This is a genomic window from Cuneatibacter sp. NSJ-177 (assembly GCF_022867805.1).
Lineage (GTDB): Bacteria > Bacillota > Clostridia > Lachnospirales > Lachnospiraceae > Pseudolachnospira.
Genome location: NZ_JALIFO010000006.1, coordinates 480780 through 501918 on the forward strand (window position 1 = coordinate 480780; position 21139 = coordinate 501918).

A 21139-nucleotide genomic window follows, 5' to 3' on the forward strand; every position below is an offset into this window, starting at 1 on the left:
AGCGATGAAATTGACAGATCGGGATCAGAAACTTTTGCGTTTTCTTGCGGTTTTTCTCCTGGCGGTAGGCTTTACCTACTTTATCCTTTTGCCTGGAATCGAAAAGTCGGAAGATTTATCTCAGAAAATTTCCGACCGGGAACTGCAAAAATCAGAGATGGATATGAAACTGGCCCTTTTGCCTCAGATGCAGAAGACCAACGAGGAGATGATTCAGAGAAGGGAAGAGGCCGCCGGGCTGTTTTTGCCCCGGATGTCCAGCCAGAGGATTGACCGGATGCTCTTGGAAATGCTGCAAGCCTGTGGATTGGAAGCGATGAATATGAATATTTCCATCTCGGAAGAGGCTTTCACATTGGAACCGTTTCCAGGTTCTGCCCTGGCGCAGGAGCAGGCGGTCTCCGGCGGTTCTGCGGGCGGTACGGAAACCACGGATGGAACAGAAGCCGCGAACGCCAGTCAGGAAACCAAGTTTTCCGCGGAGCAGCTTCGCTCCGCTAAGGTGGATCTGACTGTTGCGGGCGAAGAGAACGCCTGCCGGCAGCTATTGGACCAGTTTTGCGAGAATACGCCGGCCTTCCGGGTGGTGCAGTATTCCAGAAGCAGAAAAATGATCAACGGGCAGGACAGCGGATTCGTCCAGCTGAATGTCAGCCTGGAACTTCTGATGATGCAGGAGTAGGCGGGGGGATAAGACATGAACCAGTTTAAAAACATCCCGATTGGGGAAGTTTTAAAAGAATATGGATACATCACGGAAGAGCAGATCAAACAGGCCCTGGCCTACCAGAAGGAAGAAAAGGGAAAGCGCCTCGGAGCGATTCTGATCGAGAAAGGGTTCATCACCGAAGCAAAGATGCTGGAGGCATTGGCCCACCGTCTGGATTTGCAGATCGTTTCCATGGACGGTATCTCCGTGGACGCCTCGGCCGTCGCGTTGGTTCCGGAGCCCTTGGCGTCAAAATACGGCGTCCTTGCCGTCTCCAAAAAGGACCATCTGCTGACGGTTGTGACCAATGATCCTCTGAACTTTTACGGCCTGGAGGATATCCGCCAGACCACAGGGCAGGAGTTGGAAATCCGGCTCTGTGAAAAGGGACCGCTGGAAAAAGCGATTCAATACTATTATGCCGAGGTATCGGCTCAGAAAGCGGCCAAATTTGCCAACAGCAGCGCGGAAGCCGCGGGCCCCCTGGAAGAGATCGAGGTGGAGGACGGCGACACGCCGATCATTAAACTGCTGAATTCCCTGGTGCAGCGGGCCTACACGACGACGGCCAGTGATATCCATATCGAGCCTTTTGAGCATCAGACTTTGGTGCGGATGCGGATCGACGGGACGATTGTGGATTATGTGACCTTGCAGCGGTCCATCCATGCTCCGCTGGTGGCCCGGATCAAGATTCTTTCGAATCTGGATATTGCCGAACGGCGGATTCCCCAGGACGGCCATTTCCGGATGAAAGTGGAGGATGGTTTTATCAATATTCGTGTCTCCACCATTCCCACCGTATTCGGGGAAAAGGTAGTGCTCCGTCTGCTGGCCAACAATGCGGTGATCAGCTATGCGGAATCCTTTGGCATGGAGGCGGAAGACTATCGGAAATTCCAGTCGATACTCCGTTCGCCCAATGGGATTATCTACATGACCGGCCCCACCGGCTCCGGAAAAACCACGACCCTTTATATGATCCTGGAGGAACTCGCGAAGAAACAAGTGAATATTTCTACGATCGAGGACCCGGTGGAAAAGAATATGATGCGGGTCAATCAGATGCAGGTCAATCCGATGGCGGGGCTGACTTTTGAGGCGGGCCTTCGGGCGCTGCTGCGGCAGGACCCGGATATTATCATGGTCGGAGAGACCCGTGACTCGGAGACCGCCAGCATTTCCATCCGCGCCGCCATCACCGGGCATTTGGTCCTGTCCACCCTTCACACCAACGATGCGTCCTCCACGGTAGCCCGGCTGATGGATATGGGTATGGAGCCTTACATGATCTCCAGCGCTCTGGTGGGCGTGGTGGCCCAGCGTCTGATGCGGAAGCTTTGCCCGGAATGCCGGGTGGCCGACGTGCCGACAACAGAGGAACACCGTTTTCTGGGGGAGGGGATTGAGACCGTTTATCGGGCCAAGGGCTGCCGCCACTGTAATCACACCGGATACCGCGGGCGGACGGCGATCCATGAGATCCTGATGATTGACGAGGAGATCCGGAAGATGATCCACCGGAAAGCGTCGGCGGGAGAGATCAAGGAATATGCGGTTCGGGAACAGGAGATGCACCTGTTAAAAGAAAGAGGCCTGGATTTGGTGGCAAAAGGCGTTACTTCGGTGGAAGAGCTGCTGAAGGTTGCCTACTACTCATAAGGAATGGAACAAGGATGACCATAGAAGAGATGATTTTGGAAGCCCGTGCAAAGGGCTGCTCTGACATTCATTTGTCGGAGGGCATGCCGGTGTTTTACCGGATCGATGGAACGCTGGCGGAAGCCGGGCTCCCTCTGGGAGAAAAAGAAATCCGCTCTATGATTTTAAACGCGCTGAGCGAGGAGCAGCAAAAACGGCTTGCGTCGGGACAGGATGTGGATTTTGCCATCCAGACCCCGGACGGCTGCCGGCAGCGTGTGAATGTGTTCCGCCAGCAGAAAAAGCTGGCGGCAACGATCCGCCTGTTAAACGACCGGATCCCAAGCCTGGGAGAACTGAAACTCCCGAATATCCTGCAGGAGCTGGCCAGCCAGCCGCGGGGACTGATCCTTGTGACCGGGCCTACCGGGAGCGGGAAGTCGACAACCTTGGCTGCCATGGTTGAGTATATCAATGAGAGACGGGCGGATCATATCGTGACCATCGAAGACCCGATCGAGTATGTGTTTACCCGGAAAAAGGCTTTGGTTCACCAGCGGGAAGTCGGGGAGGATACGGATTCTTTTGCCGCTGCGCTGCGCTCGGTGCTCCGGGAAGACCCGGATGTGATTCTGGTCGGGGAGATGCGGGACTATGAGACAATTTCTGCGGCCGTGACCGCGGCGGAGACCGGACATCTGGTGCTTTCGACGCTTCATACCACCGGGGCGGCCCAGACCATCGACCGGATCGTGGACGCCTGTCCGGCCGAGGCCAAGAACCAGGTGCAAATCCAGCTGGCCGGGATCTTAAAAGGCGTTGTGACTCAATGTCTGATTCCCTCATTACAGGGCGGGCGGATCGCGGCCACGGAGGTGCTGACCGGAACCGATGCGGCTTTGAATCTGATCCGGGAAAACAAATGCCATCAGATGGGGACGGTGATGCAGTCCGGCGCGGCCTATGGAATGCACACGCTGAACAAGGATCTGGTGCGTTTGGCCACGGAAGGGAAAATTTCGGTGGAAAATGCGTTCCGGTATTCCAACAACCGGAAGGAATTGGAGCAGATGTTTTAAGGATAGGAGAAAAAGGAAGCTGTGCTGGCCTCGGAGTCAAAGTTCGGACCGGCACGGCTCTTTTATTTCCTGTGAATATCAGCGGCGATGGCGGGAAGGCACAGCACGGGATGGTTACCAAAAAGTGCGTACTTTACGATTCCGGTCGTTTCGTTTATAGTAGAGGATAGAAGGCCCGCAGAGGGAGTGTCTGTCAGGGACGGCACAGGCGCGCCGGATCAAACCGGTTTGTCCGCTTTTTGAGGAATTCCTTCTGCGGAGAATGGGAGGGCGCTATTTTGGATCAGGAGAAAATAAGGGAGCTGGCACGGCGGCTGGAATGCGCGGATGCCGTGGTGATCGGGGCCGGGGCCGGCCTGTCCGCATCCGCCGGAATGGATTACGCCGGTCCGCGGTTTCAAAAGCATTTTGCCGATTTCATCGAGAAATATCATTTTTCGGATATGTATTCCGGCGGTTTCTATCCGTTTTCTACCTTAGAAGAGTATTGGGCCTATTGGAGCCGGTATATCTGGATCAACCGGTACCAGGATCCTCCGAAGCCGGTGTATCGAGATCTCCTCCGGCTGGTCGGGGAAAAGGACTATTTCGTTCTGACCACCAATGTGGATCACTGCTTTCAAAAAGCAGGCTTCGACAAAAACCGCTTGTTTTACACTCAGGGCGATTACGGTCTTTGGCAGTGCTCCCTACCCTGTCATGCGAAGACCTATGACAATGAGAATACGGTCCGCCGGATGGTGAAAGAGCAGAAAAATATGCGGGTTCCGTCAAAGCTGGTGCCTGTCTGCCCAATCTGCGGCCGGCCGGTGAGTATGAATCTGAGGGCGGACGATACCTTTGTGGAAGATGATGGCTGGCGTCTTGCAGCAGGACGGTACGCGGAGTTTTTAAGGAGGCAGGAGGGGAAAAGCGTTTTATTCCTGGAGCTTGGCGTCGGAGGGAATACTCCGGGAATTATTAAGTATCCCTTCTGGCGGATGACGTACCAGAATCCCAGGGCAACCTATGCCTGCATCAACCAGGGGGAAGCGGCGGCACCGGATGAGATAAAGGAACGCTCTGTCTGTATGGATGGGGATATTGGGGAGGTATTAAAACAACTAATTTAAAAACAACAGATTCAACGCTATTTTGATACCAGAGCGCATTTTCTGTGATCCTTGCTGTCTCCTGTTTCGTTCTACTTATTCTAACCATTTTTGTTGACAAGAACGGTTAGAATGAGTAAAATGTGGTTAGAATAAAATCAGGAGGCAGTCAAATGATTTTTCAGGAAAGCGAAACGGTTGAATTGAAAGCAATCGTGGTGGAGGATATAAAAAAAGAAATCGTTGCTTTCGCAAACTGTGAGGGAGGCAAGCTGTACATTGGCGTTCAAGATGATGGAACTGTATCAGGATTGGATAATCCGGACGAAACTTCTTTGCAAATCAGCAATATGGTTCGGGATGCAATCAAGCCGGACTTAACGATGTTTCTTCACTATGAAACATTGACGGTAGCCGGTAAGAAAATTGTTGCAGTTGATATTCATCAAGGAACAGAGAGGCCATATTATATTGCCAAAAAAGGTCTGCGCCCGGAAGGCGTCTATGTCCGTCAGGGGTATTCCTCCGTTCCGGCTACCAATACAGCAATCCGTCGCATGATTAAGGAAACAGACGGCGACCGCTTTGAGGAAATGCGGTCTTTGGAGCAGAATTTGACATTTGAAAGTGCGAAAAAGATATTTGCCCAGCGGCATGTAACGTTTGGACCTGTACAGATGAAAACACTCGGATTGGTAACGCAGGATGGTGTCTATACAAACTTAGGGCTGCTGCTTTCAGACCAATGCGTGCATACAATTAAGGCTGCTGTTTTTCAGGGGACGAAACAAAACGAATTTAAGGATCGGAAAGAATTTACCGGTTCTTTATTTCAGCAGATGGATGAAGTTTATGATTATATTGATTTCCGTAATCAGACACATTCTACCTTTGAGAAGCTGTATCGTATTGACAGACGGGATTATCCCGAAACCGCAGTAAGGGAGGCTCTTTTGAATCTCCTGGTTCATCGGGAATACTCGTTCCGTGCCAGCTCCTTCATCAGTCTTTACACAGACAGACTGGAATTTACCTCTATTGGCGGTTTGGTAAGCGGCGTAACTTTAAAGGATGTAACAATGGGGATATCGGTCTGCCGGAACGTGAAACTGGCAAATATATTTTACCGTTTGGAACTGATAGAAGCATATGGAACAGGGCTTATAAAAATCATGGATGCCTATGAGGGAACCGGGATGACACCACAGATTGAAACATCTGACAATGCGTTTAAGATTATTCTCCCAAATTTGAACGTGATTTCAGAATCAGTAAAACAGGCGCAGACCGGGTCAGAGAAAGACACATCAGAAAAGAAAGTGATTGCTTTGACAAAAGAACGGGGATTTATTACAAGAAAAGAAGTTGAAATGCTGCTTGATATGGGACAGTCATCATGCGGACGTCTGTTAAGGAAAATGACAGAAAATGGCCTGCTTATTCAAGATGGAAAGGGAAAGAACACCCGATACAGCCTTCCACGATAAAATTCCTTTGTGCCGCAACAGATCGCCGGCCAGTCGATCTGCCTGAAGGCAGATATCGGACAGGTTTTAGAGCAGATGATAAGGAGGAAAACCCTATGACACAGGAGGAACGCAGGATCCAACTGATCCGGATGATGCAGGAAGAAATGCCGCAGTACGGTGAATGGGAAATTCCCGGTTCAGAGGGGGAGCAAAAGCGGCTCCTCCGTTCGCTGATGAACCTCCGTCCGCCGATGCCGGCAGGCCTGGAATTTTTAGAGCTTCAAGACGCTTATCTGTCGGAGGAGAATGAAAAGCGCGGTATCATAGACAGCGCTGTCTTCACCCCGACAGGCCGGGATGGCCGCATCTTTCTCTGGCAGGGAGATATTACCAGGCTGAAGATCGACGCGATCGTCAACGCGGCCAACAGCGCATTGCTTGGATGTTTTCAGCCCTGCCACTCCTGCATCGACAACGTCATACATTCCAACAGCGGAGTTCAACTGCGCTTAAAGTGCAATGAAATGATGAGTGCCCAGGGGCATGAAGAACCAACTGGGCAGGCAAAAATTACACCGGCCTACAATTTGCCCTGCCGGTACGTTCTGCATACGGTGGGCCCGATCATTCAAAGCAGAGTCACGAGAGAAGATCGAAAACGGTTAGCCTCTTGTTACCGTTCCTGCCTGGAACTGGCGGCGGAAAATGGACTGAAAAGCATTGCCTTTTGTTGTATCTCAACTGGCGTATTTCATTTTCCCAACGAAGAGGCGGCAGAGATCGCCGTGGAAACAGTCAAAGGATTTTTACAGGCGGACAATCGGATCCGGCAGGTTGTATTCAATGTTTTTAAAGATACAGATCTGGAAATTTACCGCAGATTATTAGGGGAAGTCAAATAGCATCCCAATGGAGATACGCGAACCATACGTAGAATGTTTGGATTGCGGGGAAATGACAAACATAAGCATTTTCTGACATGGTAAATTGCCGTCATAAAACGTATCTCTAGAAAGGCAGCGTCGCTTATCTGTTTAGCGCGGAGTTCTTTGATACGATGCTTACCATTACAGACCCTTTTTCCGCGCCCTGGGAGAAAATCCCCGGCGCTTATGGTAAAATCTATGAATATGCGAACGAGCATCATATTTTAGCCAAAAGTTATGAGAACCGTATCTGTATGGAAGAAATTTATGAAAAAAATGGCGTTACTTATATGGATGTCTATGTTCCCATCGATGAGGGATCCCATTAATCGATTGACGGCGGACCGCCTGCGGGTATTAAACCGGCAAAGGAGCCATGAAACAAAAATTATGGCGAACCGCCCAGGCACAGCCTGTTACGGCCTTATGAAAAGGAGATAAAAGAATGAATCATGTTTCACATTTTTATGGAATGATTCAAAAGGAGATGGCGGTGACGCTTGCTACGTCATCCGATCAAAGCGTCACCATGCGGTTAGTCAGCCCCGTATATTACAAGGGAAACATTCTAATCTTTACCGATCCCGGTTCGACGAAATATCAGCAGCTAAAGAGCAACCCTCATTGCTGCATTGGCGCCGGAAATTATTTTGCAGAGGCCAAGGCAGTGTTTTTAGGTTCAACCATGCTGGACGCCAACGAGAAATTGAGAGCAGTTTACTGTGAAAAGTTTCCCGGCGCATTTGACGAAGGTGTTGCTCTTGGCGGCAGAGACGCTGAATTTGTGCTGCTTATGCCCACGAAATTAAAGGGCTGGACTTTTGAGGGCGACACTCCCAGTGCAGAGGGCGTACCAACAATCCCGTTTGAAATCAATGTGGAAAGCGGCCCTGTTTTATTATAAATAAAAAGGATGGTTTCTAATATGCAGGCGATTTGAATTGCTGGATTTACAAAAATGAAAGCGGTTATCAGCCGGATAACGAATGTTCAGCATTTTAGGCGGGGAAATTCCCCGCCATTTTTTTCCGGTACCGCCGCATCAGGAACACGACAAGCACGGCGACAATCACCTCGGTCAAAGGCATGGAAAACCAGATCGCATCCGCCCCGATCAAAGCGGGCAGCGCGTAGATCAAAATGCCGCTGACCACCAGGCCCCTGGTGACGGAGATCAAAAAAGTCGCGCCGGGCTTCATCAGGGATTGGAAGTAGTAGGTGGAAAAGATATTAAAAGGAAGCAGGAGAAACGAAATCCCATAGCTTCGCATGATAAAGGGCGCAATCCGGTAGATTTCCTCGGTCGGGGCCATAAAAATGCGGATAAAGCCGTTGGGGATAGCAAAAATCAGGGCGGTCCAGAACAGGCTGAAAAACGCCGTAGAATAGAGGGCATATTTCAGGGTCTCCTGGATCCGGTCCCATTTTTTGGCTCCAAAGTTTATCGAGAATAACGGCTGGGATGCCTGCCCCACACTGTAGGCGCAGCACTGGACAATGGTGCTGATATTGACGATCACACCGTATACGGAAAGCGCTTCGTTGCCCAGATATCGGACAATCTGGCGGTTAAACAGCATGGTTAAAATTCCCATCGCCACATCGATGAAAAAGGTGGAAAAGCCGGTCACGAGAATCTTTTTCAGCTTTGACGCAAGGCGTTCGGGCCGGGCCAGGCGCAGGGTGTTTTTCTTGGAGAAAAAGTGGGTCAGCATCACCAAAAACGTGATCAGCGCGCCGATCGCCGTGGCGAGGCCCGCGCCGAAGATCCCCATGTCCATGGTAAACACAAAGAAATAATCGCCGAACACGTTGAAAAGTCCGCCGGCCAGCACCGCCGCTGTGGCGAGCCCCGGATGATTGTCATTTCGCAGAAAAGCCGCCAGCATCTGGTTGAACAAAAAAAGCGGCACGGCGAATTTGACCGGTTGGAGATACCGCTCCGCAAGGGCCAGCAAGCCATCCCCTGCGCCGAACAGGGTCAGCATCTGCGTGTCAAACAGCGCGATCACAATCCAGCTGAGCGCGGCAAAAAATACGGTTCCAATCAGCGCGGAGGTAAAGTATTGATTTTCTTTCTTCTTTTCCCCGCCGCCTTTCGCCGCACTGTACAGCACGGATCCGCCGATCCCCGTCAATAATCCCAGGCTGTAGATGATATTCCATACCGGGGCGACCACGGCCAGGGCCGCGGTGCCGTCGGGGCCTTGGTACTGCCCGACGATCGCCATATCCACAATTCCATAGATTGAGCTGATCATTGCGCTGCCGAAAGCGGCGCTCAGATACCGAAAATAAGTAGATTTGATTTTACCATTCAATAAATCCATCGCATCTTCCCCCTATGAAACAAAAAAGCTGGATAAGAAACAGGCTTTTCAACCTGTCACCTTATCCAGCTTGTCATTTCTAAACGAATGACTCGCCCTCCGAGTGAGCAGTACATATTATACAAAACAGAGATTTCTTTGTCAAGTCAAAACCACAGTTTTTTCTGTTACAAAAGGCAGAGCGAAAGCGCCGGGATGTAGGTGATCACCAAAAGGGCAACGAGAAAGGCTCCGATAAACGGAAGCGACTTCTTTCCCACGGCCATCGGGTCCGCGCTGATCATGGGCGCGGAGATGAATAGGTTCATCCCAAAAGGCGGTGTCACAAAGCCGATGGCAAGATTCGTCACCATGATAACTCCCAGGTGGGTGGTGTCGATGCCGAGCGCCTGCGTGATATTTAACAGCATGGGCGCCAGAATCATGACGGCCGGACCGGCATCCATCACCATTCCGATGATGATCAGGATCACGTTCAGTATCAGCAGGAAAACAATTTTGCTGTCCACGATGCCGGACAGGAAAGCCGTCAGCTGCTGCGGCGCCTGCAAGAGAACCATGATTTTGGCGAAGGCCATGGCCAGTCCCATCATCAGCCCCAGAGGGGCATAGGAAGTCAGCGCCTGCTTAAACAGGCCGTAGAGCTGTTTCCATGAGATCGTCCGGTAGATGAACAGACAGACCAAAATGGAGTAGAAGACCGATACGCAGGCAGCCTCGGTGGGCGTTACGATTCCGGAATAGATGCCTCCCAGGATGATCACCGGTGAGAGGAGGGCCCAGAAGCCGTCCAGAATGACATGGAGAAAACCGCGTCTCCGCAGGCTCTGGTACTTTTCTTCTATTTTTTCCCGGTCCTCCCCGTGTTTCCGGCAGAAAAACTGAACGTAGACGATAATGCAGAGGGCGATCAGAATTCCAGGGAGAATCCCGGCTAAAAAGAGGTTTCCGACCGAGATGTCCGTGACCAGGGCAAAGGAAATAAACGGTACGCTGGGAGGGATGATCACGCCCAGGCCGGCCGAGGTGGCGACCAGGGCGGCGGCGAAGACTTTATCGTATCCCAGGGAGGTCAGAACCGGGATGCACATGGCGCCGACCGCCGCGCAGGTGGCGGTACCAAAACCGGAGATCGCGCCGTAGAACAGACAGGTGACCACGACGGCGCAGGGCATGCCCCCTTTGATTTTTCCGATGAATACGGCAAAGACGTCGAACAGCTTTTCTGACAGCCCGCCTTTGGCCATGATCGCGCCCGACAGCATAAAAAGCGGAATGGCGATGACCGTCGTGGTGTTCAAACCCGCAAAAATAGAACGGTAGACAAAGGCAAGGTTTCCCTTAAAAGCAGGATCCAGCAGGCCGGGGAGTATGGTGGAAAAACCCAGGGAGACTGCGATCGGAACGGATAAAAACAAAAGTACGAAGAAAAAGGCAAAAACCAGCAGACTCATACCAAAGGCTCCTCCTTGTTTTCTTTCTGTTTTGACAGACCGCAGAGCGCCTGGATCTGCCGGATGATTCCGCAGGCAAAGCCGATGGGCCCGGCCAGATAGAAGATCCACATGACCCAGCCGGTGGCGGAAGACGTCTGCCCTTTTTCATAGCAGGTGATTGTGACCTGAATCGAGGCGTAGAGCAGCAGCGCATAAAAGACGATGGACAGGAGGCCGGAGAGGTACTCCAGAACCCGGACCGCTTTTTGGGGCAGCAGATTGGTGATCAGGGTCACCTGCAAAAGGTTATGATTCTTAATACAGTAGCCGATCCCCAGGAACGCGGAATAGATAAAGGCGTAGCGGCAGAATTCCTCCGGCCAGGGAAGGGCCTGCTTAAAAACGTAGCGCATGATGACTTGAAGCATCATCACGCAGGAGAGCGCCGCCATGGCGGCAATGCTGACGGCCTCTTCAAAATAGGCATCCAGCCATTTCAGAACTTTTTTCATGTTTTTCCTCCCTTGTCATTTTATCTGGAATCATGATTTATTTCATCATATAATTGAGTTTCGATAATGTCTAATATATAATGAATTATAGAATGATATCAAAATTGTTATTATACACAAAAGGAGGAAAATCATGGAACTGCATCAGATGCGATATTTTATGAAGGTGGCGGAATTGGAGCACATGACGCAGGCGGCCAATGAGCTGCATGTGGCGCAGCCCGCGCTCAGCAAGACGATTAAAATGTTGGAGGAGGATCTGGGAACGCCTTTATTCGACCGGCTGGGAAACAAAATCCGGCTGAATCAGGCCGGCCAGATTTTTCTGGATTATGCCAAAGGAATGCTGGCGGCCGAGGAAAATGTCAAGCGGGAACTGAATGAGTACCGGCAGACCGAGATGGCGACGATCACCATCTCCCAGAATCTGTCCTTTGAACTGATCTATCTGGCCATCATTGAATTCAATAAGATTTATCCCAGCATCCACTTTGAGTTTACCCCGTTTACGGCTCCGGATGGGAATCTGCCGATCAAGCATGATTTTGTGATTTTTGCTTCCGTCCAGGAAATGGAGGAGCCAGACTGCAAGACCGTGCTCTCGGAGCGGATTCAGCTGGGAATTCCTTTTAACAATCCTTTGGCCCAGAGGAAAGAGATCGCTTTAAAAGAAGCGAAGGATGAGAATTTTATTTTTACCCATCCGTTTCATTCCGTGCTCAACGATATCATGCTGATGCAGTGTGAGCTCAATGGATTTTCTCCGAAAAAGTTTATGATGACGGCCACAAGAGACGATGTCACCTATATTCTGCGCAATGGGATGGGAGCGACCTTCGCCCCGGAGCTGACCTGGTATTATATGATGCGGGAGACTGGATTTGCCCTGATTCCAATCGCGGATCCCGTATGCCGGCGGCACATCAACGTGCGGTGGAAAACCAGCGGGTATGTTTCCAAGGCGGCCCGGCTTTTCCGCGATTTTATCCTGGATTTTGTCCCCCAGGAGATTGCCGCGGTGCGGAAAGGAAATGGTTTGGAGGAATAAATAAAGGAGGAGCATGCCAAAAAGATTATCAAACAATATAGAATTATATATTAGACATTATGATAAACCGCGCCTAAAATAAGGGTCAGAATTAGCTGCGCAGCTAAAGAAAGTCTGCCGGGCAAAATGCCCGAATTTTATATATCACAGGAAATTCTTTTTCATCAGTCAAGGGGGTTTTTAACGATGGAACATTCACAGCTCTTAAAAGAGCGGAAAGTCCTCCAAGCAGGCCAGCGCGCAGTGGATCCGTCACAGTTTGCAAAGAGTTTTACCGATGTTTCTTATGCTTCGGACAGCGAAGACCAAAAATTGGACGTGTTTCTTCCGGAAGCGGAGGGCGTATGGCCGCTGGTTGTATTTGTACACGGAGGCGGGTGGTATTTTGGAGGGAGAAGGGAAGAGTGTATTTCTTCCGTATTTAAAATCGTATCCCAGGGGTATGCGGTGGCGTCCGTGGATTACCGTCTGGTACCGGATGTGGAGTTTCCGGCTCAGATCCATGATGTCAAGGCTGCGATCCGGTATCTCAGAGCCCACGCGGAAGAATTGCAGGTGGATACGGACAAAATTGTCATCTGGGGAAATTCGGCCGGAGGGCACTTATCCGCCTTGGCAGCCGCCCGCGGCGACTTCCCGGAACTGGAGGATCTCTCCATGGGGAACGCCGGATATTCCAGCCGGGTGGACGGGCTTTTAAGCTGGTACGGCGTCTATGATTTGCTGACCCATCAGTCTCAGCTGAAGGAGGTCTTTCCCGATCAAGAAGGAGCGGAAGACGACGCGGTACCCGCTATGCTGGGAGACGGGAATTTTGAGGAGAAAGCGTGGAAGGCTTCCCCGATCCGGTATGTGACGGAGGATTATCCGCCTGCCTTGATTCAGCAGGGGAAAGCAGACCGGCTGGTTCCTTATCTTCAGGCTGAGGAATTCTGCCGGAGGATCCGCGAGGTCTGCGGGCCATCGCGGGCGGTTGTGGAATACTTTCCGGCCGCGGGTCATGGGGACCCTCAGATCAAAGCGGATTCCAATATTCTCCGGTGCGTCCGGTTTTTGGACGGGATTTATTTTGCAGATAAACCTTGTACGTATCCGCGCCCAGCGCTGCCGGAGCTCCATTTTGTGGCCAGCACCTGCAGCCGGATCGATCCTTACGAGGCGGTTTGAGAGGAGAGACAAGGATTTCTTACATCGGAGTTTCCACAAAGAAAATGTTTTTTGCTGCGGATGGTTGAGATAGGGAAGCACTGGCCGGACGGCCCGGCTTTCCATGTCTTACAGGAATATAAGAAAAGGAGAACAGGATATGAAAAAAGGAATGGCAATGTTGATGGCGGTCTGCATGACCGCGGCGATGACCGGCTGCGGAGGAAATGGAGCTGCTGCGACGACAGCGCCGGGGTCAACGGCGGCGACGGCTCCGGCAGCGACCACGGCGTCGGAGGAAGAAACCACGGCGGCGCATGGTGAGGCTGCCACGGCAGCTTCCGGCGCACAGGCGGGAAGCCTGATGACCATTGAGGAGGCCTGCGCGGCAGCGGTCGGAAATCTGAATTTGAATGAGGCCGATTTCGCGGATCTGGATCCGGTTACCCTGACGATTGCAAGTTCCGCCTCATCCTCGAACTTTGGCTACACCGTGATGACGGAACTGGCGGATGCGGTCAAAGAGAAAACAGGCGGAAAATTGAATTTCAACATCGTCTGGGACGGAACCTTGGGCAGCGACAATGAGCTGACCGAAAGCTGCGAGGCCGGCGATATCGATATCGTATTTGAGTCGACGTCTTCCCTGGCCAATTATATCCCGGAATCCGCTGTTTTCGACATGCCGGGCCTGTTCACCAATGTGGAGGAAGCCACGAAAGCCTGCCGGGCATTTTTAGACACCTGGAATGAGATCTGCGCCAAGTACGATCTCTACACCCTGGATTTGACCTGCCCGATGTTCCGCGCCTTTTCCTGCAACAAGGAAGTGAAGGCTCCGGAAGACTTCTCCGGCATCTCGGTCCGCTGCGCAGAGAACAAATATTATCAGGCGTTTTACAGCAACTTAGGGATGAGCCCAACGCCCCTTGCATACTCTGAACTTTACATGGCTCTTTCGCAGGGCCTGGTGGGAGCACAGGACAATCCGATTTCCGTGATCTATGCGGCGAAATTTTATGAGGTGCAGTCCCATTATATGGAGATCAATGCGATTGGCTATGCCTCCAACCTGCTGATCAACAAGGACATCTACGAAGCTCTGGACCCTGCCTACCAGGATGCGTTGAAACAGTTTGCGGTCCAGTTTTACGACGGGGAAATCAACGGCCAGGCCTATGCCGATCAGGAAGCCTTTGACGCGATCGGTGATGTGATGACTGTGCTGCCTGTCACCGGCGAGATCCAGGCGGCTGTGGCTGAAGCCGGCCAGCCGGTATGGGAGATGGTGGCCCAGGATGTGGGGCAGGAAATTGTGGACAAATTCCTTGCCTGCGCCGGAAAGTAAAGACGAAAAGAGGGGCTGTCACAAAAGTGATATGCCCCTTTTGGGTTAAAACGTAATATCCTGAGGATTCCATCCCAGAATCGAGACCCGCCGTACCATTTGGTAGTAGAAGACCCCTCCTTTTTCCCGGATTTCCGACCGGATTTGTTTCAGAAGAGCTTCCGGGATACAGCCGGGACCTGGAAGCGGGGGAAATATTTGATTCAGGATTTCCTCCGGGGAATGCCCCACATAGTCTTTTCTCTCAATGTCGTATTTTACTTCCGGATTTGCCCCTGCGTCATAAAGAATATTAAAATGGACATGAAAGCCAAACAGGCGGCCGTTGGGTTCATTGTAGATTCTTCCGGGATTCTCTCCGGGGGCGGAGAGGACGCCGGGATTTTCATGGTAATTTTCTTCCTCCAGAGGAGCCACGTTCCAGAGGGAATAGCAATATTGAGAAGCCGCCTTGCTGAACCCCAGGATATCGCTCTGACAAGGGGCGTGTCTGGCAGCCGCGATATCGCAGATGGGAAAGTCTCTTCCCGGCTCCATCTCGTACCAGTTGCCCAGAATCGGTACAATATTGGAAAGGCCCTGGGATCTGGCTTTTTCCATCAGGATATTCAGCATGGCCTGACTGCTGTCCAGCGCATAGACTTTTTTTGCCCGCCGGGCCAGGGGGAGCGAAAGCGGGCCGGTTCCGCAGCCCACGTCCAAGACCGTATATTCCGGCCTCAGCCTGGTCATCAGGCGGACCTGCCGCTCTCCGGCGTCCCCTTCCCGCCGGGCGCGCTGTTCCCACTGTCCGGCGCCGGCATCCCAGCGGAGCGCTTCTTCCCGGTCCTTCCTGCGGACGCCCCAGACATTCATTTTTTCGATCTCCCGCCAATTCAGCCAACGTTTCATCTGATTTCCTCCTCCAGCAGGTCGAAACGGATCTCATTGGGGTCCCATCCCATAACGGATATGGAGCGGGTCCTCTCCAGCAGATAGCAGCCGTCCTCCTGCCGGACGGCGTTCCGTTTGACGTACTCCAAGGCAGCCTCATCGGTTCGCCCCGGAAAACAGGCGAGGGCCAATTTCTCCCAGGTTTCGCCGCGCAGAATTTCGCTGTCGGATACGTATTGAATTTCCGGATGGGCGCCCAGCTCGTAGAGCAGGTTGAAATGGAGATTGATGCCGTACAGCCGTCCGTCCGGCCTCTCGTCCCAGTTCTCTTCCTCCCGCTCGGATTTCAGCCAGCGGCCGCGGGAGCGGCCGAAAAGCGAGCTCCAATCTTGCTTCTGCTGTACCATCCAGAGCGAATAGCAGTATTTTCTCGCGCACCGGCTGAATTTCAAAATGTTGCCTTGCGCGGGAGAGTGTCGTGTCACCGCAATATCAGCTTTCGGGTAGTCAAGTCCCGGCTCCATATGGTTCCAGTTCCCCTGGATAAAATCGACGTTCTTTAGGCCGGAGGCCTGAACCTTTTCTTTGGCAAATCTCAGCATATTCTCACTGAAATCCAAAGCCGTGACTTTTTTAGCCCTGGCGGCGAGCAGGGCGGTCAGGGGGCCGGTGCCGCAGCATACGTCCAACACCGTATCCTCTTTTGAAATCGCAAGGGCTTCGGCCTGCTTTTTCGCGAAGGCTTCTTCTTTTTGGGAACGTTTTTCCCAGCCGTCCGCGCCCTGATCCCAGAGTGCTGCCACAGCGTCGTTTTTTCCTCTGACTCCCCAGTCATTATGTTTCTCCAATTCCAGCCAGTTCGCCCAAAACATGGATTTTCCTCCTATTAATTTGCTGTTTCTCTTCCGGCAGGGTAGAGGACTTTTTCCAGCTGTTCTTCGGAAAGCTCATATCCGTAGAACGTCGAGAAGAAATCCTTTACGGTTTGTTCCGCATCGTATTGATACACTTCCGGCTGAATATAGTTTGCGGCCCACTGCCAGACCAGAGGATTTTCCGCATTGGCCAGGCCGGAGCAGGAAAGTCCGTAAGGAACAACGTAGAGTGCGCCGTCTTCGACCGCTTTTAAGGAACGGTACTCGTCGCCGGAGAGGAATTCCAGTGTCTGTTTACTCTCGCAGAAGATGATATCCGGGTTATAATTCAGCAGTTCCTCTGAGGTCATCTCCGCCGCGTAGGCTTCGATGCCCGCCAGCTCTCCGATGTTAATACCGCCGGCTGCGGTGATCCATTTTTGAGGCATGGAATTTGGTCCGCATACAGCGCTGTTTCCTCTCATGTAGGCGACTTTTGGTTTCTTTTCCTCGGCAATGGAAGCGCTTCGATCCGCCACATCCTTCATGATCCCCTGGTAGAATTCCTGATAAGCTTGTACCTTTTTCCCGGTATCTCCTCCCAGGGCGTCGCTGACCAGCTGCATGGTCTGGATTAGCTCGCCGTCGTCCTTCAGGTTGCAGAGGGCGACCGTAAAGCCGCTGTCTTGAAGCCGGACGGACAGATCATTGCTGGGTGTGGTTCCGTAGATCAAGACGAGGTCCGGATCGATGTTGAGCAGAGATTCCAGGTTCATGTCATTTTCCCCGAACGTTTCCAGCCCGTGAAGCGAGGGGAACATGGCGTGCATAAGCGTGCCTTCGGAGCAGTCGGCTCCCTGGCCGAGAGTTGCCACCGCAGACGGGCCGCCGACAATCAGCGTGATCTGAGTCAGGTTTCCTTTTCCGGAGGCGATGGTCCGGGTGCCGGCAGGGATCTCAACAGAATTTCCCTGCATATCCACGATGGTACGTGTGGCTCCTTCTGACTGCGCCGCAGAGGCGGATGGTTCCGCCGCAGATGTGGCCGTCTGTTCAGCGGCAGTAGGGGAAGCGGCTGTGGCAGCGGCGGTTGTGCCTGCCGTACTGGAATTTCCGGCGCAGCCGGACAGAGATGCCGCAGCGAGAAGCATTGCCGCCATGACGGCGGCCCATTTTCTGTTTTTCATTTTTCTACTCCTTTTTCTTTATGAATCGTTCTCTCTATGCCGGTGGACGGGATTTCGCCTTCCTCCCGCAGAGGGATACAGATTTTTCGATTGATATCTTCTCCAAACCCGCGGATCCGGACCGGCACATGATAGATGGAGTGCAGATTTTCTTCCGTGATCACTTCCTCCGGCTTTCCCACGCTGGTGAAAGTTCCCTGATTCATAATCGCAACCCGGTCCCCGATCAAAAAGGCGTGATCCGGGTTGTGGGTCGTCATCAGAATGCCGACTCCCCGTTTTTTCATCTTTAAAATCAGATTCAGCGTTTCCATCTGTTTGCCAAAGTCCAGGTGAGAGGTCGGCTCGTCCAAGAGAAGAAAATCCGCTTCCTGAGCGACGGCCCGCGCCAGCATCACCATCTGGAGCTGGCCCCCGGATAACTGATTGCAGGGCCGGTGAAGGACGCCTCCGAGATCCAGCGCTTCCACGGCCTCCATCACTTTATCGTAGTCTTTTTTGGCAGGCCGGTTCATACTGTTCAGGTGAGGAGTGCGCCCCATCAGGATTAAATCCAGGACCTGGTAAGGGAATACCAACTGGTAGGTTTGGGGAATGTAAGCGATTTTTTTCGCCAGCTCCTTCGCGTCGTAGCTGCGGATATCTTTTCCATCCAACTGTACCCGGCCATTGAGAAGCGGATGCAGGTTCATGATGCCTTTTAGCAAGGTGGATTTTCCGATTCCATTGGGCCCTAAGATGCAGAAAATCTGATCGGTTTCTATGTCACAGGTTAAATGGGAAAAGATTTCGGCCTTTCCGTCGTAGGAAAAAGTAGCGTCTTGAATCGAAATCACGGACATCACAGCCACCCCTCTTTCGCCCGTTTTAAAATCAGCAGGAAGATCGGGGCCCCGATCAGGGAGGTGACGATTCCCACGGGGATTTCCGCCACCAGGAGGGTCCGGCAGACCACATCCACGATCATCAAAAAGACCGCCCCGACGAAAAAGGCGCAGGGGATCAGGCGGCGCGTGTTAGGGCCGATCTGCATCCGTGTGATCTGGGGGATGATGACCCCGATCCAGCCGATCATGCCGCAGACGCAGACGGATACGCCGGTGATCAGCGTGGAACAGACAATGATGAGAAGGCGTGTCCGGGCTATATTTACGCCGAGAGTCTTGGCTTCATCGTCCCCCAGGGCCAGCACGTTCATCTGCCAGCGCACCCGCAAAAGGAGCAGCAGGCAGACGGAGATGAGGGGGATCAAAAGTCTCAGGCTGGAACCGCTGATTTTGGCAAAGGATCCCATCAGCCAGAATGTGATCTCCGGCAGCGCTGTCTCGGTCGGAGCGATGTATTTGATGATGGAAAGTCCCGCGGAAAAAATGCTGGAGACAACGCTGCCGGCCAGAACCAAAAGCAGCGTCTGATTGCCCCGCAATAGTTTGCTCGACAAATAGGTCAAGGTGACGGCCAGCGCGCCGCTGCAGAAGGCGAACAAGGTGGTAAAGCCGGATCCGAGGGTCAAAAGAATGCTGATGGATGCGCCGAAGCTGGCGCCGGATGACACTCCCAGGATGGATTCCGAGACCAGCGGATTTCGGAACAGACATTGATAGCTGGCGCCGGATACAGCAAGCCCGCCGCCGATAAAGATCACGGCGAGAATGCGGGGAACCCGGATCGTCCAGATGACCGTTTCCACATTGCTGTCCCAGGTCACAGGAATCGGATTGGCTAATGCGTAATCCAGAGAGGGAAAAATTTTTGCGGGAAGTTCCAAAAGATCGAAGAATCGATCTACTATTCCGTGGAGAAAAGCATAAAACACTTCGGTTCTCGTGCAGGAGTACCGCCCGGAAAGAATGCAAAAAAGAATGGTCACAGCCATGGCGGCGGTGATGATAAACGCAGCTTTCCAGAAGAAGCTTTTTTCCTGTTCTTCGATTTGTCCGGCCATACCCGGACCTTTGTTTCGCGGTACATTCGCTGTCCGATATAACTTTTTCACTTTCCTATTTCCTGCTCTTAACTTTATTTATTCTTTGAAACAAATAACGAAAAATATTGTACCATGTAAATTTGGGAAATACAAGATGATATAGGGATTTAATGGAAAATATAAAAATATCAAAGAATTAATTAAAAAAATATGGAACGGAAAGAGGGGAAAATTATTTTGATTTGAGGGGAAGAAGAGAAAAGCGGCATCCTGGCCGAGGGAATGATTGGAGACAGGAGGGAGAGCTTTCCGGCTCCGCCGTTGATGAAAGAACGGCGGAGCAATGGGAATGGGAATTACATTTCCGTTTCTTCGCCGGTCAGACCGTGGTATTGGCGGCAGAAATCCAAGAAGTGAAGAGCAACCGCCGAACGATTTCCTTCCTTTAAAGTAGTGACTGCGCGGGTGCAGAGAAAATTCCGGTCCACACAGCCTTTGGCTGTCAAAATCGGCCGGCAGAATAAGGCGTCGGTTTCATACTGGGCGGCATTGTCTGTGGTGATCACCGCGAAGGCATGTCCATGCTCCGCCCACATCAGCGCGTTGGTGCGGCTGGTGGAAATGCTGAGAATCTGCGGGGTAAACCCACTACGCTGGCAGGCGTCCGTAAAACGTTTATATACGCCGGGAGTGATGCTAAGCGGGATATTCTTAAGCTCTTCCAGGTGAATTTCTTCTTGATCCGGCGAGATCCATGGATTGTCCCGGCGGCCGGAAACCATCATCTGCTCGGTAAAGGATAAATGAGCGGTTAAAATCGGAGGCAGGATCCGGGAGGTGCGAATGATCCCGACCTCGATGACGCCATCCTTCAGCAGATCGATTAAATCATTGGAGGAGGCTTCGTAGAGTGTGAATTGGATGTCCGGATTCTCCTCATGAAAGTGGATCAGAAGATCTTCGAAAAAAGGATCCGGATATGCCTGGGTGATGCCGAGACAGAGCGTTCCCCGGATCCCTTTGACGCAGGCGCTGATTTCTTTATAGGCGGCGTCCTCCAGGTAAATCATGTGCTTGGCTTTATCGTATAGGATTTTTCCCGCGTCGGTCAGTTCCATCTGCCTGGTGTTGCGCACAAACAGCGTGGCGCCGAAAGTCTCTTCAAAGTGCTTCAACTGATTGGTCAGGGCCGGTTGGGCGATATGCTGTTTCAGCGCTGCGGCGGAGAGGCTTCCGGCCTCCACAATGGCGACATAATTTCGGTAATGCTCCAGATTCATACTCATGCCTCCTTTCCTAGCTTGATTATACAAAAATATGGTCTGCAATACAATATAGAAAAAAAGTAATTTATAACGTGACGTTATAGATTCTATCGTTTTTTGTTATTTAACATTTTGGCTGATTCGTGTTATATTATCTGTAACCAGCAAGGAGCTGACTTGTCTTGCCGGACTTCTGTAACACTGCTTCCCTCATCATCAGGGCGGGAAATGGTAAATCCATCTGCCATGTGGGTCTGCCATTTCCCATCTGTCAAAAGTCCGGACAGACAGGAACGGG

20 protein-coding genes are annotated in these 21139 nt (G+C 52.0%); 11 read left to right on the forward strand and 9 right to left on the reverse strand.

Features of this window, described 5'->3' with window-relative positions; all coding sequences use genetic code 11:
• The first annotated feature begins 4 nt into the window (after positions 1-4).
• The 8 genes from MUB23_RS10170 to MUB23_RS10205 all read left to right on the forward strand — a co-directional run bounded on the left by MUB23_RS10170 (position 5) and on the right by MUB23_RS10205 (position 7819).
• Positions 5-682 carry a hypothetical protein gene (locus MUB23_RS10170; protein ID WP_244800374.1) on the forward strand — a complete coding sequence of 226 codons (678 nt, stop codon included), beginning with the start codon at positions 5-7 and terminating at the stop codon, positions 680-682.
• Positions 683-697: 15 nt separating this feature from the next.
• Positions 698-2371: a GspE/PulE family protein gene (locus MUB23_RS10175; RefSeq protein ID WP_244800375.1), complete on the forward strand. Its 1674-nt coding sequence runs from the start codon at positions 698-700 to the stop codon at positions 2369-2371.
• Positions 2372-2385: 14 nt separating this feature from the next.
• Positions 2386-3429, forward strand: a complete 1044-nt coding sequence (locus tag MUB23_RS10180) for a type IV pilus twitching motility protein PilT (protein ID WP_244800376.1) — start codon at positions 2386-2388, stop codon at positions 3427-3429.
• 278 nt (positions 3430-3707) lie between these two features.
• Positions 3708-4541, forward strand: coding sequence for an SIR2 family NAD-dependent protein deacylase (locus MUB23_RS10185; RefSeq protein WP_244800377.1), 834 nt, complete (start codon positions 3708-3710; stop codon positions 4539-4541).
• Positions 4542-4693: 152 nt separating this feature from the next.
• Positions 4694-6007 carry an RNA-binding domain-containing protein gene (locus MUB23_RS10190; protein ID WP_244800378.1) on the forward strand — a complete coding sequence of 438 codons (1314 nt, stop codon included), beginning with the start codon at positions 4694-4696 and terminating at the stop codon, positions 6005-6007.
• 95 nt (positions 6008-6102) lie between these two features.
• Positions 6103-6891 (forward strand): protein-ADP-ribose hydrolase, encoded by a 789-nt coding sequence (locus MUB23_RS10195; RefSeq protein ID WP_244800379.1) that lies wholly within the window; start codon positions 6103-6105, stop codon positions 6889-6891.
• Between the two features lie 155 nt (positions 6892-7046).
• Positions 7047-7244: a hypothetical protein gene (locus tag MUB23_RS10200; RefSeq protein ID WP_244800380.1), complete on the forward strand. Its 198-nt coding sequence runs from the start codon at positions 7047-7049 to the stop codon at positions 7242-7244.
• Positions 7245-7360: 116 nt separating this feature from the next.
• Complete coding sequence (locus tag MUB23_RS10205; protein WP_244800381.1) at positions 7361-7819, forward strand: pyridoxamine 5'-phosphate oxidase family protein; 459 nt, start codon at positions 7361-7363, stop codon at positions 7817-7819.
• Between the two features lie 94 nt (positions 7820-7913).
• Here the strand turns inward: MUB23_RS10205 and MUB23_RS10210 are convergent, their stop codons facing one another.
• The 3 genes from MUB23_RS10210 to MUB23_RS10220 form a co-directional block, all read right to left on the reverse strand.
• Positions 7914-9245, reverse strand: coding sequence for an MATE family efflux transporter (locus MUB23_RS10210; RefSeq protein ID WP_244800382.1), 1332 nt, complete (start codon positions 9243-9245; stop codon positions 7914-7916).
• 167 nt (positions 9246-9412) lie between these two features.
• Positions 9413-10699, reverse strand: a complete 1287-nt coding sequence (locus MUB23_RS10215) for a TRAP transporter large permease (RefSeq protein WP_244800383.1) — start codon at positions 10697-10699, stop codon at positions 9413-9415.
• A complete protein-coding gene (locus tag MUB23_RS10220) occupies positions 10696-11193 on the reverse strand; it encodes a TRAP transporter small permease (RefSeq protein WP_244800384.1) in 498 nt (165 codons plus the stop codon). Before MUB23_RS10220 ends, MUB23_RS10215 begins: the two co-directional genes overlap by 4 nt.
• Positions 11194-11326: 133 nt before the next feature.
• Here MUB23_RS10220 and MUB23_RS10225 point away from each other — a divergent pair, with 133 nt between their 5' ends.
• The 3 genes from MUB23_RS10225 (at position 11327) to MUB23_RS10235 (ending at position 14735) form a co-directional block, all read left to right on the forward strand.
• Positions 11327-12241 (forward strand): LysR family transcriptional regulator, encoded by a 915-nt coding sequence (locus tag MUB23_RS10225; protein ID WP_244800385.1) that lies wholly within the window; start codon positions 11327-11329, stop codon positions 12239-12241.
• A 186-nt stretch (positions 12242-12427) separates the two neighbouring features.
• Entirely contained in the window at positions 12428-13408 is a 981-nt protein-coding gene (locus MUB23_RS10230) for an alpha/beta hydrolase (protein WP_244800386.1), read from the forward strand.
• Positions 13409-13547: 139 nt separating this feature from the next.
• Positions 13548-14735, forward strand: coding sequence for a TRAP transporter substrate-binding protein (locus MUB23_RS10235; RefSeq protein WP_244800387.1), 1188 nt, complete (start codon positions 13548-13550; stop codon positions 14733-14735).
• Between the two features lie 45 nt (positions 14736-14780).
• On the opposite strand, the gene MUB23_RS10240 is transcribed toward MUB23_RS10235, so the two are convergent.
• The 6 genes from MUB23_RS10240 to MUB23_RS10265 all read right to left on the reverse strand — a co-directional run bounded on the left by MUB23_RS10240 (position 14781) and on the right by MUB23_RS10265 (position 20856).
• Entirely contained in the window at positions 14781-15626 is an 846-nt protein-coding gene (locus MUB23_RS10240) for a class I SAM-dependent methyltransferase (protein WP_244800388.1), read from the reverse strand.
• Positions 15623-16480: a class I SAM-dependent methyltransferase gene (locus tag MUB23_RS10245; protein WP_244800389.1), complete on the reverse strand. Its 858-nt coding sequence runs from the start codon at positions 16478-16480 to the stop codon at positions 15623-15625. Before MUB23_RS10245 ends, MUB23_RS10240 begins: the two co-directional genes overlap by 4 nt.
• 14 nt (positions 16481-16494) lie before the next feature.
• Positions 16495-17649 (reverse strand): ABC transporter substrate-binding protein, encoded by a 1155-nt coding sequence (locus tag MUB23_RS10250; protein WP_244800390.1) that lies wholly within the window; start codon positions 17647-17649, stop codon positions 16495-16497.
• On the reverse strand, positions 17646-18491 hold the full coding sequence (locus MUB23_RS10255) for an ABC transporter ATP-binding protein (RefSeq protein ID WP_244801182.1): 846 nt from the start codon (positions 18489-18491) through the stop codon (positions 17646-17648). The genes MUB23_RS10250 and MUB23_RS10255 overlap by 4 nt, the downstream gene beginning before the upstream one ends.
• Positions 18491-19645, reverse strand: a complete 1155-nt coding sequence (locus MUB23_RS10260) for a FecCD family ABC transporter permease (RefSeq protein ID WP_244800391.1) — start codon at positions 19643-19645, stop codon at positions 18491-18493. Before MUB23_RS10260 ends, MUB23_RS10255 begins: the two co-directional genes overlap by 1 nt.
• Positions 19646-19932: 287 nt before the next feature.
• Positions 19933-20856, reverse strand: a complete 924-nt coding sequence (locus tag MUB23_RS10265; protein WP_244800392.1) for a LysR family transcriptional regulator — start codon at positions 20854-20856, stop codon at positions 19933-19935.
• Positions 20857-21139 lie beyond the last annotated feature (283 nt).

Bases quoted from the DNA above. Each gene is read 5' to 3' on its own strand.
- MUB23_RS10230 (WP_244800386.1), top strand. From the start codon at position 12,428: ATGGAACATTCACAGCTCTTAAAAGAGCGGAAAGTCCTCCAAGCAGGC.
- MUB23_RS10245 (WP_244800389.1), bottom strand. From the start codon at position 16,480: ATGTTTTGGGCGAACTGGCTGGAATTGGAGAAACATAATGACTGGGGA.
- MUB23_RS10175 (WP_244800375.1), top strand. From the start codon at position 698: ATGAACCAGTTTAAAAACATCCCGATTGGGGAAGTTTTAAAAGAATAT.
- MUB23_RS10215 (WP_244800383.1), bottom strand. From the start codon at position 10,699: ATGAGTCTGCTGGTTTTTGCCTTTTTCTTCGTACTTTTGTTTTTATCC.
- MUB23_RS10265 (WP_244800392.1), bottom strand. From the start codon at position 20,856: ATGAATCTGGAGCATTACCGAAATTATGTCGCCATTGTGGAGGCCGGA.
- MUB23_RS10220 (WP_244800384.1), bottom strand. From the start codon at position 11,193: ATGAAAAAAGTTCTGAAATGGCTGGATGCCTATTTTGAAGAGGCCGTC.
- MUB23_RS10190 (WP_244800378.1), top strand. From the start codon at position 4,694: ATGATTTTTCAGGAAAGCGAAACGGTTGAATTGAAAGCAATCGTGGTG.
- MUB23_RS10250 (WP_244800390.1), bottom strand. From the start codon at position 17,649: ATGAAAAACAGAAAATGGGCCGCCGTCATGGCGGCAATGCTTCTCGCT.
- MUB23_RS10235 (WP_244800387.1), top strand. From the start codon at position 13,548: ATGAAAAAAGGAATGGCAATGTTGATGGCGGTCTGCATGACCGCGGCG.
- MUB23_RS10240 (WP_244800388.1), bottom strand. From the start codon at position 15,626: ATGAAACGTTGGCTGAATTGGCGGGAGATCGAAAAAATGAATGTCTGG.
- MUB23_RS10210 (WP_244800382.1), bottom strand. From the start codon at position 9,245: ATGGATTTATTGAATGGTAAAATCAAATCTACTTATTTTCGGTATCTG.
- MUB23_RS10205 (WP_244800381.1), top strand. From the start codon at position 7,361: ATGAATCATGTTTCACATTTTTATGGAATGATTCAAAAGGAGATGGCG.
- MUB23_RS10225 (WP_244800385.1), top strand. From the start codon at position 11,327: ATGGAACTGCATCAGATGCGATATTTTATGAAGGTGGCGGAATTGGAG.
- MUB23_RS10170 (WP_244800374.1), top strand. From the start codon at position 5: ATGAAATTGACAGATCGGGATCAGAAACTTTTGCGTTTTCTTGCGGTT.
- MUB23_RS10255 (WP_244801182.1), bottom strand. From the start codon at position 18,491: ATGTCCGTGATTTCGATTCAAGACGCTACTTTTTCCTACGACGGAAAG.
- MUB23_RS10195 (WP_244800379.1), top strand. From the start codon at position 6,103: ATGACACAGGAGGAACGCAGGATCCAACTGATCCGGATGATGCAGGAA.
- MUB23_RS10200 (WP_244800380.1), top strand. From the start codon at position 7,047: ATGCTTACCATTACAGACCCTTTTTCCGCGCCCTGGGAGAAAATCCCC.
- MUB23_RS10180 (WP_244800376.1), top strand. From the start codon at position 2,386: ATGACCATAGAAGAGATGATTTTGGAAGCCCGTGCAAAGGGCTGCTCT.